9 protein-coding genes are annotated in these 13,319 nt (G+C 62.1%); 2 read left to right on the forward strand and 7 right to left on the reverse strand.

Going from position 1 to position 13,319, the window contains the following annotated elements; all coding sequences use genetic code 11:
- Positions 1-178: 178 nt before the first annotated feature.
- A complete protein-coding gene (locus ACOFKT_RS05920) occupies positions 179-2,635 on the forward strand; it encodes a putative Ig domain-containing protein (protein WP_419806488.1) in 2,457 nt (818 codons plus the stop codon).
- Positions 2,636-2,905: 270 nt separating this feature from the next.
- On the opposite strand, the gene ACOFKT_RS05925 is transcribed toward ACOFKT_RS05920, so the two are convergent.
- From ACOFKT_RS05925 to smc, 7 genes are read right to left on the reverse strand one after another with little or no spacing between them, the layout of a single operon-like run.
- Complete coding sequence (locus tag ACOFKT_RS05925) at positions 2,906-4,924, reverse strand: hypothetical protein (RefSeq protein ID WP_419806489.1); 2,019 nt, start codon at positions 4,922-4,924, stop codon at positions 2,906-2,908.
- Between the two features lie 24 nt (positions 4,925-4,948).
- A complete protein-coding gene (locus ACOFKT_RS05930) occupies positions 4,949-5,230 on the reverse strand; it encodes a helix-turn-helix domain-containing protein (RefSeq protein WP_419806490.1) in 282 nt (93 codons plus the stop codon).
- Positions 5,227-5,841: a CvpA family protein gene (locus ACOFKT_RS05935; RefSeq protein ID WP_419806491.1), complete on the reverse strand. Its 615-nt coding sequence runs from the start codon at positions 5,839-5,841 to the stop codon at positions 5,227-5,229. The genes ACOFKT_RS05930 and ACOFKT_RS05935 overlap by 4 nt, the downstream gene beginning before the upstream one ends.
- Before the next feature lie 8 nt (positions 5,842-5,849).
- The gene (locus ACOFKT_RS05940) at positions 5,850-6,776 is read right to left on the reverse strand and encodes a phosphoribosylaminoimidazolesuccinocarboxamide synthase (RefSeq protein ID WP_419806492.1); all 927 of its coding nucleotides are present in this window, start codon (positions 6,774-6,776) and stop codon (positions 5,850-5,852) included.
- The gene (locus ACOFKT_RS05945) at positions 6,773-7,219 is read right to left on the reverse strand and encodes a hypothetical protein (RefSeq protein WP_419806493.1); all 447 of its coding nucleotides are present in this window, start codon (positions 7,217-7,219) and stop codon (positions 6,773-6,775) included. Before ACOFKT_RS05945 ends, ACOFKT_RS05940 begins: the two co-directional genes overlap by 4 nt.
- Before the next feature lie 50 nt (positions 7,220-7,269).
- The gene (locus ACOFKT_RS05950) at positions 7,270-7,587 is read right to left on the reverse strand and encodes a hypothetical protein (RefSeq protein WP_419806494.1); all 318 of its coding nucleotides are present in this window, start codon (positions 7,585-7,587) and stop codon (positions 7,270-7,272) included.
- Positions 7,588-7,608: 21 nt separating this feature from the next.
- Entirely contained in the window at positions 7,609-11,502 is a 3,894-nt protein-coding gene (smc, locus tag ACOFKT_RS05955; RefSeq protein WP_419806495.1) for a chromosome segregation protein SMC, read from the reverse strand.
- Between the two features lie 402 nt (positions 11,503-11,904).
- Between smc and ACOFKT_RS05960 the strand changes: the two genes are divergently transcribed.
- Positions 11,905-13,275, forward strand: a complete 1,371-nt coding sequence (locus ACOFKT_RS05960; RefSeq protein WP_419806496.1) for a tetratricopeptide repeat protein — start codon at positions 11,905-11,907, stop codon at positions 13,273-13,275.
- Positions 13,276-13,319: the final 44 nt, after the last annotated feature.

Genomic DNA, 13,319 nt, shown 5'->3' on the forward strand with positions numbered 1-13,319 from the left:
CGTATTCACGGGTCCACGAACCCAAAACCAGCTGGACGAGATGTACTGATGTCCAGCGAGAACTCCTCCAGACAACTACGGTTGAACCGATGACTTGCCTTTGGTGAGTACACCCATTTATGCGCGCAAGCGCTTTGACTTACGCATGGAGAAAACGTTGAATTTACGGAGTACGTTGGTGCAATCCTCGATTGCATTCTTGTTGCTACTTACCGGCGTCGCTGCAAGCGACGCTCAAAGTGTAAACGCCGGCGCAAAGCCCGCTCTTGTCATCAGTACTCGTTCTGTTCCAAAGGCCAGGCTTGGTGCGCCATATTCTGCGGCATTTGAAGCCGCGGGCGGTACGCCTGCGTACAACTGGGTTGCCGGGGCGGGAGCCCTGCCGGACGGGCTCGAATTATCCAGCGCCGGCGTGCTCTCGGGAACACCGAAAAAACCGGGACGGTACGTCTTGCCGCTGGTCGTTGCCGACGCAAGCCAGCCCCAAAAGAAGGCCCTCCGTTCCGTAACGCTTACTGTCACGGAGAACGGGCTCATCATTAAATCGTCCAATCCCGCCAACGGTACCGTAGGCCAGGCGTACGCGTTTACCGTGCAGGCAACTGGTGGCACCGGCAGCTACACATGGAGTGTCAAGAACGGCAAACTACCGGTAGGCCTTAGCTTGAGCAGCACCTCCGGCGTAATTTCAGGCACGCCGAAGGCGGTCGGCACCTCATCCTTCACACTCGTCGTCAAGGATGCAGTACGCGCCGATACGCAAACGGCGACTGCATCCATCACAATCGCGGCTGCGTCTGTCGCTGCTCCTCCTCCTGTTGCGAACCCGACCGGCCAGACGACGTGGTATGTGCGTCCGGACGGTGGAACGCGGTATTCGGCGAACGTTTCGACGGGGCAGTGCGATGGTTTGGGCGATGCGGCGTACCCGGGCAAGGGTGTGAACCAGCACTGCGCTTTCAACGACATGCGTTTGCTGTGGCAGGACGGCAGCTTTGCTTACGATAACGACCAGCAGTCTTCCTTTCCGGCGCGGGGCTGGATTGGCAAGGGCGGGGACACATACCTGTTGCGCGGCAGCATTGCGAGCGGTGCGACGCCCTACCGCGTCGGCTGGTCGGTGCCCTCGTCGGCGTGCGACCCGGCGCTGGATGGGAGGGGGCAGGCCTGTTTCCGCGGATGGCAGAGTGACCCGTACCAGGGCATGCCATCGCCTCCGGCGGGCACGGCAGCGCAGCACACCCGCATTCTGGGCGAGAACTGGCAGAGCTGCCATGCGCAGGGTGCGCGCACGCCCGTGGTGGCGGGCTGGGGCGTGGGATCGGCGTTCTACCTGTCCAACAGCTACACCGACGTGCAGTGCTTCGACATTTCCGACCGGAGCGACTGCGTGGTGAGCTGCGGCGGCCAGGACTTCGCCGGCGTTGGCATCTCGATCGCCAACACCGCGGACCACCTCACGCTGACCGACCTCCGCATCCATGGCATGGAGAACTTCGGCCTCTACGGCCCCAGCGGCGACGGCTCCGTGTTCACCTATATTTCGCTGGTGGGCAACGGCGGCGGCGGATGGAACGCGGATGCCGGCGACGGCAGGACCGGCTCGGGATCGCTTCTGGTGCAGAACTACGAGATCCTGTGGAACGGTTGCGGCGAGGAGTACCCCCTCGTGGACAAGCTGCCGTACCGGAACTGCCGCGACCAGAGCTCGGGCGGCTATGGCGACGGCTTCGGCACCGCCACCGTGCTCAGCAACCCGGGCTGGCAGGCGCGCTTCGATCAGGGCACGGTGGCCTACAACACCCAGGACGGTCTGGATGCCCTGCACCTGGCCGGCAACGGATCCAGCATGACCGTGACCCGGACGCTGAGCTATGGCAACATGGGCCAGCAGGTCAAGGTGGGCGGATCCCAGGGAACGCTGGAAGACAGCGTGATCGTGGGCAACTGCAAGGCCATGAGCAACCCGATCCCGGGCACGCCGGCCGGGTACAACGCCCAGCTCAGCACCTTTTGCCGCGCCGGCAACCAGGCGGTCCTGATGACGGCCGGCCACGGCACCACCACCGCCATCCGCCACAACACCATCGCCGGCAACGGCGCACTTCTGCTCGGCTATGAGTGCGACGGTTCGGCGGGCTTCTGCGACAGCACGGCGCGGATCGACTTCCGCGACAACATCCTCGTGGGGAACCCGGACCCGATCCGCGGCAACCCCGCCGCGAACTACATCCTTGTGGTGGACGGCACCTATCCGACCCCGGCGGCCTGCAGCGCGGCCGGCGACGGCCACCACTACTGGACCACGGACGGCGCCTATGGCTGCGCCAACGACGTGTTCTTCAACCCCGGCTCGTTCAACACCAACAACGTCTACTTCCAGGTCAAGGACAGCTGCACGGACCACAACGGCGCCGGCAATCTGTGCCTGGACCCCGGCCTGAACTCGGCAACCGTGCCTCTCTACGGCTACCCCGACTTCGCCCTGTCCGCCCGTGGCGGCGCCGCCTTCGGTGCCGGCACCACCCTCACCACCATCCCCAACGACTACAGCGGAAAACCCTTCCGCACACCACCCTCCATCGGAGCCCTCGAAACCGGCAGCTCCCTCACCCCCTACCAGGGCCAGCAATAACCAACAGCTAACGCAAGCCAGGGGCCGGACAGCACGCTGTCCGGCCCCTGTTCTCTTAAACTGTCGCGGTTACCCTACCTTGGAATGAGCTGCGTTGTATGCCGAAACGATGCGGATGATTCGTAGTTGCAGTACAGCAGTTCTCGTCCAATATGAACCGTTGCGAAAGCAGCAGCGGTGGTTCAGCGATTCTCGTATTGTGCTGCGAGCGGATCAGTCCCAAACACCATTCAGTAGAACGGCTTCAGCGCCCAGCACGACACGCATGGTTTAGTCGTTGTCGGGACGATTCTGGACCGGCACATACGTTCCTCGGCGCAGGTCATGCGCATGCCGGACGATGTGTGGCGTAACCAGCAGCACTAAGGTGGTGTGTGAATCGTTGTCGTTGCGGTTGGTTAAATTGCGCAGCCCGGGCACCGAGTTAAGGCCGGGGATGCCATTCACAGCGGCGGCTTCGCTGTTCAGAACATGGCTCGCCATCACAACCGTCTCACCGTCGCGCAATGAGAGCGAAGAGGAGAAGTCACGGCTTGCCAGGATTGGAATGCCGTTGATGGAGTTGCCGGACAAGGCCGAGATCTTGACTTCCAGCTTCATTGCAATTTCATTCTGGTTCATCACGCGCGGCGTCGCATTTACCGTCAGACCGATGTCTTCGTATTGAAACTGCGGGATCGTCGGCGCCGAAGTCAGCGAGTTCGCGGCTGTGCTGCCCAGGAACTGCGAAAGCAGCGACGAGAGCGAACCGGTCGAGGTCGTCCTGCTGCTACCGCTAAAAATTGCGGTCTGGATGGGGTAGCGCGAACCAGCTTTGAAGATTGCGGTCTGGCGATCCGCCACGCGGAGCTCCAGGTCATCCAGCGTGATCGCCTGCGATGTTTGCAGGGCCAGGTTGAGTGCCGGAAATGAGTTGGTCGCCACACCGACTGGCGTAATGCCGAAGCTATTCGCATTGCCGTTTCCGGTCGTCAGCGAACTCAAACCGCCGCCAAAGAGAAACAAAGTGTTCTGCAAAATGCTGCCGTTGCCCAGGCCCGCGACAAAGACCAGGTAGGCCGCAATTTCCGCCGGTGTCGCGCTCGCCGGTAAGACACCATTCGCAATCAACTGCTGGATGAGAGAGGCGTTGCTGTTCAGCACATTCTGAATTTCGGAACGCGCCGAAAACAGGGTGAGTGAAGTAGGAAGCGTCACGCCCACGTTGCGCACCTTGGTGCTATCGACGCTGTACAGCTTCACGTCAACGGTGACTTCGCTGCCGCTGTCGATCAGATCGGCCAGCACTTTATCCATCGCCTGCAACGTATCTTCAGGCGCGCGAATCACGAGTGAGTTCAGCAACGGCAAACTTTGCACCTGTTTCGCATCCGGCAAATCGAAGACAGTTCGCAGCATGGTGCCCACTTCGTTGATTTGCTCGGCGCTGTAGCCCGGCAGCGGCACCGTTTCTTCCAGCAGGTGTTCGAAACGCTTGCGATTCTGCTCGGTATCCGCCGCTATCAGAATGCTGTGCTGGTCGAGTGCCGTCGGGAACACTGCCGCGAGCATGCCGAACACATTCATCGCGGTTGCATAATCCGCATTATCCAGATCGATGCGGAATGGCCTGCTCTGCAGGTCGGGATCAATGGCCACGCGCAACCCATACGAGGCGCCGAGCTGTGCGGCAAATGCCCGTGTGTCCGTGCTCTGGTGGAAAGAAAGGACGGCACGGTTCGGCTCCGCGACAATCGCGCCTGCCGGGACAAAATGGAGTCCAGACAACGCGCCGGACGATTCTGGACGAGACCCGGCGGCCTCGCGCTGCGTCACCCGCGGGTTTGTAGGGTCGATGCCGCGCGCCTGGGCCAACAGGCGGTCCGCGGCCGCCGGGTTGGTCGCCCTCTCCTGAGCTGCGATCTGCAGCAAGCCGGTGACCCGTGCTTCCTGCGCAACCTCAAGCGCCTGGTAGTAGCCGGCACGAGTCGGATCGTCCTGAATGGCCAAGGCGAAGGCCCGCGCAGCGTCCTCGTAGTGACCATCCCGCAACTCTGAAACACCATGGTCGTAGAAACGCGCCGCTTGCCTGCGCTGATGGGGCGAAACCGGCGTTGCAACAAAGACCGGAAGTTGAGGAGCTGCCGGCTTGACGCCTTGCGCTACCGGTGGAGCGGCCTGCGAAGCCGTCGAAGCCAACCCGGACGCGACCCCACCTGCTGGCTGTGCTGGCGAAGAACGCGCCGTGACAAGCACGAGCGTGGCAGCCAGCCGCAGCAGCATCGCCGAACGCGGAGGAGGTGCATGCATCAACAATTTAGACGTTGTGAGGAACTAACGGGCGCTGCTGATCGACTGTACCTTGGCAAGGCGCTCGGAACGCGGCGGCCGCTTCATGCCGTTGCGGATTTGTGACGTGTCCAGGTCGAGTTCGGTCAAGGTGCGGCTCAGGGTGTTCCGGTGCATGCCCAATTCAGTCGCGCTCTTGCATTGATTGCCGCGATGATTCGTCAGCACGTGCAGCAGAAAGCGGCGCTTGAATTCGCGGACGCCCTCTTCGTACGAGATTCCGCTTGCATGCATCTGCCCTACGAGCATGTCCAGTTCACGCCTCACTGTGCCTCTCCCTCAACCGTGGTCTGTGTTGCGGTGGTGCGCTGCGCCGCGCCTGCGCCATGGTGGCGCGTGCCGGCCAGCAGTCGTATTCCAAAGTCCTGCGGCATCACGAAGGATACCCCATGCGCGGCAGTCTGCAAATAGGGCAAAAGTATCGAATCGCGCGCAAACGGCACCATGCCCAGAAACGGCCCGGCAGGAATGAGCACTGCGGCCAATACCAGGACCGCGCGGGCAAATCCGAATGCCGCGCCGCCCAGGCGGTCGAAAAATCCGAGACCCACCGCGTGCGCCGCGCCACGCAGCACTCGGCCGAGCAGGGCGGCGGTCAGGTAGGTCGCAACCAGGATCAGCAGAAACGCCGAGATTTCTGAAAGTGCTGGTTGCGGGATCCATCGGCTCAGGCCGCCCGCCAGAGCCGGGGCGTACCACGCGGCCAGAACAATTCCCAGCAGAACGCCAAAAGCGGAGACAAGCGAGCGGATCAGGCCGCGCAGAAATGCCATCGCCGTACTCACGCCCAGCAACACGACCAGCGCCCAATCCAGCGCGTTCAGCCCGCCAAATGTGGCGGATGCGGTTTGGTGCACGGCATGGTGCGCGGAGAGCATGGGCTGGATTAGAACTCTAAATGACTGCCGGTAAGTGCCTCAAACGCTTGTACATACTTTGCACGCGTCTGGCTTATAACTTCGTCGGGCAGGGCCGGCGCTGGCGGCTGCTGATTCCAGCGAATCGAAAGCAGGTAGTCGCGCACAAATTGCTTGTCAAAGGACGGCTGCGCGCCCCCCGGTGCGTAACCGCTAGCCAGCCAATAGCGGGAGGAGTCAGGCGTCAGCACCTCGTCTGCCAGCACCAGCACGCCGCCGTCGCCCCCGGTGCCATGCTCGGCGTAGCTGCCGTTCAGGTCGGTTCCGGACACGAAGCCGAATTCAAATTTTGTGTCCGCCAGAATCAGGCCCTTGCTCTCCGCGTGGGCCGTCGCCGTGGCATAGATGCGGAGCGTGAGTTCGCGTAATTGCTCCGCCAAAGGTGCACCGACGTTCGCGACAACCGCGTCGAAATCGATGTTCTCGTCGTGCCCGGAGTGGCTCTTCGCCGCCGGCGTGAAGATCGGTTGCGGCAGGCGATCGCTCTCACGCAAGCCAGCGGGAAGGGGAATGCCGCAGACCGAGCCGTCGCGCTGGTAATCTTTCCAGCCCGAACCGGAAAGGTAACCGCGTGCTACGCACTCCACCGGCACCATGCGCGCACGACGCACCAGCATGCTGCGGCCGTCCAGTTCGCTGTGAAACGGGCGAAGAACTGGCGGGTAGGCATCGACCGCGGCCGTGATCAGATGATTCGGCACTATATCGCGTAGATAGTCGAACCAGAAAAGGGAAAGTTGCGTAAGCACCTTGCCCTTGCCGGGTATGGTGCTGGCGAGCACGTTATCGAAGGCTGAGATGCGGTCGGACGCGACGAACAGCAGCCGGTCATCGCCCGCGTCATACAGGTCGCGCACTTTGCCGGAGAGAACGTGCGGCAGGCCGAAAGTGCTCATAATGAATGCGCCATGCTTCTTGCCAGCTCCCGTAAGAGCTTTAGTGTCGCAAAGAAGCGCCTGTCCTGATCATCGAGTTGGGGGAAGGGATACTCGGAAGGTACGAGAACCCAGCCGTCTGGCGTGATCCATGGGTACTCGCAGTTGTCCGGACGTGCGATGCGGTCCACCGCAGGTGCGAGCCGGTCGATCTGGTAAGCGTGAGTGCGGATGACTCGGCGCAAAGCACCAGCGTAGGCACGATACTGCGGCTGCCGTAGTTGTAAGCTAACTACCTTCTCAACAACTTCGTGATCGTAAAGATACTTCGCAGGGCCGCGCTGCAGTGAGTACAAGTATGCTTTGCAAGCCTTCTCAGCAGCCATCTGGAGATAGTGAAGGCGGTGACAGGTCGCAATAACATCGGTACGCGTCAGCAAGTGATATACGTCGAAGTCGGACATGGCCTGTCGCCCGAACGCAATTTGAAGCTGGCTCGGATGGACACCGCTCTTCACTGCAGAGCCAGCTCCTGACCCACGCTCCAGTTTTCTCCCGGGATTACGGGGGTATTACAAAAGGTTTCGTACTCTGCAGGTGAAAGCTCAACGATCACAGATGCAAACGGGATACCGTTCTTCGCGTCGGGTCGAACGTAGATCGGCATGACACCGGCCTCAACAGCGCCTTCCACCACTTCCAGCAATTTGATCGGCTCATGTTCCAAATCATCTTCTGCTGAGGTCAGAAGAAACGCACGTTCCAGGTTTGGCTCAATCTCCTTGTGCAGCCTTACCAGATTCTTAGCTACGTTCAGCTTGTCTTCGCGCATTCCGTCCTCCTGGCCGTCAGTTTACGCGACGCGGCGCTCGGCCCGGTTCAGGTTGACGCTCACGATCTTGCTCACGCCAGGCTCCTGCATCGTGACGCCGTAGATCACGTCGGCTTCGCTCATCGTGCGCTTATGGTGCGTGATCACGACGAACTGCGTTTGCTTGCTCATCTCGTGAATGAGGCGCGCGAAGCGGCCAACGTTGGTCTCATCCAGCGGCGCGTCCACTTCGTCCAGCACGCAGAAAGGGCTGGGCTGGAATTCGAAGATGCCGACCAGTAGCGAGAGCGCGGTGAGCGCCTTTTCGCCGCCCGAAAGCAGAAGCACATTTTGCAGCTTTTTGCCCGGTGGTGACGCAACCAGGTCGATGCCGCTTTCGGCGGAGTTCGCCTCGTCCGTCAGCTTCATAAATGCCTGGCCACCGCCGAAGAGCTTCACGAACGTCTCGCCGAAGTTCTTGTTGATGATTTCGAATGCCTCATCGAACTTGGCCTTGCTGATCTCGTCGATTTCCTTGATCGAGGCCTGCGTATTGCCGATGGAATCGAGCAGGTCTTTGCGCTGCGTTTCCAGAAACTCATGGCGTTGCTGCGCCTCGGCAAACTCCTCAAGCGCCATCATGTTTACCGGGCCCATGGCTTCCAGCTTGCCTTTGAGCGTGCGTGTCTCCTGCTCGGATTCGGCCAGCGCTGCCGCGTCACGAATGTGCTGCACGGTTTCGTCGGCGCGCAGGGCGGCGGCTTCCACGGCAAGGTCTTCGAGTGTCTGCTCTTCCAGGTGCTCGATGTCGCTGGTCAGCTTCGCGATCTTCTGCTGCAGCGTGCCGCGTTGGTCGCGGAGTGCCTCCACCTCGGCGCGCAACGTGCGCAGGGCGGTGTTCTTTTCCGCAAGCGAAGCTCGCAGCGACGTGGCTTCCGCAGTGAGCCGCTGCGCATCGGCGGTGGATTGCTCCCGCGCGGAGCTCAACTCCGTGTGTTGCGCGGCAAGCTGAACGTTCTCTTCCTCACGCCGCGCACACTCTGCCGTGTTCGCCGCGATCTGTGATTCGAGCTGCATCTGGCGCTGCTGCTGCGTGTTCTGCATGCGCTGGTTCTGCTCAACATTGGCAGAGGCATTGCGGCGGCGCTCCTCCAAACCGGCCAGCGCGGCGGATGCGGCAGCCGCGGCGGCCTGCACCTCTTCGCGCTTGCGGCGCAGGTCGTCGACTCGCAGTACCGCTTCGTTCACGCGCACGTCGACGGCCTCGCGCTCGGCGGTCAGCTGCGCCGCTTCGGCCTGCTTCTGCTCGATCAGGTCCTGCTTCTGCGCACGCGCGTCGCGGTTTCGCTCGGAGTGCAGCTGCCAGTCATTCAAGCGGCGCTCAATGCGGGCGGCCTCGGACTCCATCTGGCGCAGAGCCGCGCCGCTGTTGGCGGCTTCGCGCTCGGCGTCACGGCGCTCATTCTGCCTGCCCTCCAGCGTGTGCTGGTGCTCGGCGATTTGCCTGGTCAGGCCGCCCACCGAAAGCTCGGTGTTGCTTAGCTCCTGCTGAACCTGCGTCAGCTTCTCCTGGATTTCGCGCAGCTCGCGCTTCAGTGCCAGAGGACCTTCGCTGCGAGCTTTGCCACCGGTCACGGTCAAATTGTGGAATGTCTCGCCGGTCGGCGAAAGAAAGAACGCTTCGGGATTGTCGAGCGCCAGGGAACGTGCCGTGTTGCTGTCCGGCGCGATGTAGCCTTCGCGCAGCTTGGGCAGCACCACCTCAAGCGAGCGGCCAAAGCCGTTCAGCACACGGATGCAGTTCTTTAATGGCTGCACACGGCCGACGTTCTGCGCCCGGCTTTCCATGCCACCGGCAAAAGGGAAGCCGGTCTGCGGGTTCTCCTCGTGGACGAGGAAGGTGGCACGGCCGTCCACGTTGCCCTTGAGCATGCCGATGCCGTGATCCGCCGCGTCCCAACTCTTCACGACAATGTAGTTCAGCTCCTCGCGCAGGAACTCGTCCACAACAGCGCCATACTGGTCGTCGACTTCCAGGAAATCGGCAAGCGTACCGACTGGCGATACGCTCGCGCCAGCCTGATTTGCCTTAAAGATCTTGCGCACTGTTTCTGTGGAGTAGCTGTGGTCGCGAATGAGCGACTCAAGGGAGTTCTTGCGGCCCAGCAGCGTCGCGGCCTCGGCGCGCAGATGGTCACCGCGGCGGCGGGTCTCCATTTCCTCCCGGCGGCGCGCCTCCAGGTCCAGCCGCAACTGCGCGATCTCCGCTTCCAGCCGCTTCAGCCGATCGCTCACGCTCTCAAAGGCAATAGACACTTGGCCACGCTGCCTGCCGAGCGCTTCCAGTTCGTGGTGCGCCGTCTCGCTCTCGGTTTGCAGGCGTTGCGCTTCCCGATCCAGGCCGGCCAGTGACTCGGTTGCCTGTGCCTCTTCGCGGTGTACCTGGCTGATCCGCTGCACCAGTTGCATGCTCTGATGACGGCCCTGCGAGGCCTCGCGGTCGGCGTTGTTGACCTGCGCGGCGGATTCGGACGCTTCGCGCTGCCTGGCCTGGGCGGCGTTGCGTGCGGCGGTGGTGTCGGTGGTTGCGGTCTCCAGAAAAAGCTGCAGGCCGTCGCGGTCGGCGCGCAGCGCTTCCAGGTGATGCTTGACCTGCTGCAACTCATCGGCACCGCTGGCCAGGCGCGCGGCCAAGTCCTGCACGCGGTCGGTGTTGGAGTGCATGCGGGCCGTGGCGCGCTCGATTTCCACTCGCGTTTCGTTCACGCGCCCGTTGGCGGAGCGCAGCTCTTCATCCAGCTCGTAGCCGCGCGCGACGCCTGCGCCGTGCTCGGCTTCCAGCGACTCCAGCGTGCCCGCGTGAATGTCGATCTTCGTGGTCAGTTCGGTTACGGCCGCGTTCGCAAGCTGCTGCTCGCCGTCCATGTGCAGCAAGCGGCTGCGCAAAACAATGCGTAATTTGCCGCGAAGGTCGTCGCGCAGTTCGCCGTATCGCTCGGCTTTGGCGGCCTGCCGTTTCAGCGAAGCCAGCTGCCTGGTGACCTCGTCAAAGATGTCATCGACGCGAGCCAGGTTCTGCTTGGCGGCCTCGAGCCGCAGCTCGGCCAGCCGCTTCTTCGTCTTGAAACGCGTAATCCCGGCGGCCTCTTCAATGATCGAGCGGCGGTCAAGCGGCTTGGAGCTGAGCAGTTGGCCGATGCGCTCCTGCCCGATGATGGCGTAGTTTTCGCCGGACAAACCGGTTCCGAAAAAGATGTCCTGGATGTCGCGCAGACGGCACAGCTTGCCGTTCAGCAGGTACTCCGAATCCCCGGAACGGAAAAGGCGGCGCGTGACTGTGATCTCGCCCGCGCGCACCGGGGCGCGATTGAACTTGCGGCGGCGCATCTTCAGCACCACGCCCGCGGGTGCCTGGGTTGCGGTCGCATCGCCGCCAATTGGCGCTCCTACAGCTACCTCCATGCTGGGGGAGACTTCGTCTCCCAGGATTTCCTCTTCTTCGTCGCCCGGCTGCAGCGGACCGGGCTGCGCCTCCGCTACAGCGGCATCGGTCGCCTCGGCGGCCGCACGGCGTTCGGCAGCCTCGTCCCAGTCTCCAACCGTGGCGGAATCGATGGCAACAGGTTCGTTCAGGTCGTGCCCGTCGTAGACCTCGGGATCGACCAGCGTCAACGACACCTCGGCCATCCCGGTCGGCTTCCGGTCACGCGTGCCGGCGAAGATCACGTCTTCCATCTTGATCCCGCGCAGGCTCTTCGCCGACTGCTCGCCCAGCACCCAGGTAATCGCGTCAGAGATATTCGATTTGCCGCAGCCATTCGGCCCCACAACAACGGCGATGCCGTTGCCGGAAAGCTGCATGTCCGTGCGATCGCAAAATGATTTGAACCCGAGAATCTGAACGCGTTTGAGCTTAAGCAAGCTAGACCCCACCATCACCGCACAATGTCGTGTGCGCTACCACGGCCTTCCAGTTGGACCGGCATGGATACCTTCAGGCTAGAAGCGTCTGCCGCCAGAATCAAGCAAGGTACCCACTATTAGTTGTGGATAAGGCGGCTGGAAACGCCATCAGTCGAGGGAGTCATCCGTCTCGCAGAAAGGAAAGTAGCGAACCTCGCGTACGCCGCCCAGTCTCCGACAGGTGCGGAATCATTGCTTCTCTGGAACTCAGAGCAGAGTTCCTTCTGCATCGTGGCCTCTCGTTTCGATCGAAAACGCCAGCTCTGCCCGCTTTCGGGGTGACACCTGTTAAAGTGCTTGCATCGTACCGCTGTACTTGCACTGCTGACTTCTCACAGTGGAACAGCAGCTTTAGAACCACACAGGGAGTGTTTGATGAAGAAGGCAATTTTCGCCTCGATGCTTGCGGCCGCAGCCATTGCAGCCGTTCCGTATTCGGCGGCAGCACAGGCGGCCCCGACAACTGAGCCCGCAGCCGGAAGTCAGCCAGCTGCAGGATCACAGGCCGCAGCAGGTGGACAGGTGCAGCTCTCGCAGCCGGAATACGCCGCGTACCAGAACGTGGGTTCGGCCGCAGACCCCGCTGCAAAGGCAGCCGCCGCTGAAGCGTTTCTGACCCAGTATCCCCAGAGCAGCGTGAAAGCCGCTGTTCTGCAGCAGCTTACGGTCGCATATTACAGCCAGCAGAACTGGGCCAAGGCCGCAGACGCTGCAGACCGGCTGCTTCAGGCGGACCCGAACAACATCCAGGGGCTCTTCATCGCGACCTCTGCCGCGAAGTCGCAGGGCGATACCGCAACGGACGCCGCGACCCGCCAGCCGAACTATGACAAGGCAGCCGGTTATGCCACCCGTGGTCTTGCCGCGACCAAGCCGGCCAGCGTCGAGCAGGCACAGTGGGACACCGTGACCAAGCAGCTCGCGCCAACGTTCTATAGCGCGATCGGCATCGACGCTATCGGTAAGAAGGACTACCCTGGCGCCATCGCCGCCTATACCTCAGAGCTGAAGGCAGTTCCCGAGGATCAGACGAAGACGCCGGGCGTCACCCTGCAGGACACCTACTACCTGGGCACGGCGTACTACCAGTCCACCCCGCCCGATTACCTGAGCTGCGCCTTCTACGCGACACGCGCCGTGACCTTTGCGCCCGATCAGTACAAGTCCCAGTTCCAGCCGGTTGCGACTTATTGCTATAAGAAGTACCACGGTGGCGATGACGGTTACGACGCGGTCAAGACCGCCGCGGCCAGCAACCTGTTCATGCCGGACAGCTTGAAGACCTCCGTCAAGCCGGCCCCGACCCCGGCCGATCAAGCCACCCAGGTGCTTGCGTCCGACAAGCAGGACGACTCGACCCTGGCCAAGACCAACCTGGCGGATCGCATGTTCGTCATCCAGAACGGCACCAGCGATCAGGCGGACGAAGAGTTCAACCCGATCAAGGGTAAGGAAGCTCGCCTGTCGGGCGTTGTCGTCTCCATCAGCGGTACGGACCTGCAGCTGGCAGTCACGGACGATGCCAAGCAGGCCAATCCCAAGGTCGCGGACGTGGACGTGACCCTGAAAGAGGAGCCGAAGACCCCACCCGCTGTGGATGCAACAGTGGAAGTGCTTGGTACGTTTGACAGCTACACGCAGAAGCCGCTGATGGTGAAACTGACCGGTGGCGAAATCCAGGCCAAGGCTGCGGCGAAAACTCCCGCGCGCACCCCTGCCCGCCGCACCCCGGCTCGCCGTCGTTAAATCGAGCGAACTCGCACCATGAGTGAGGGCGGCCTTTGGGCCGC

The sequence above is a fragment of the Terriglobus sp. genome (assembly GCF_965201105.1).
Taxonomy (GTDB): Bacteria; Acidobacteriota; Terriglobia; order Terriglobales; family Acidobacteriaceae; genus Terriglobus.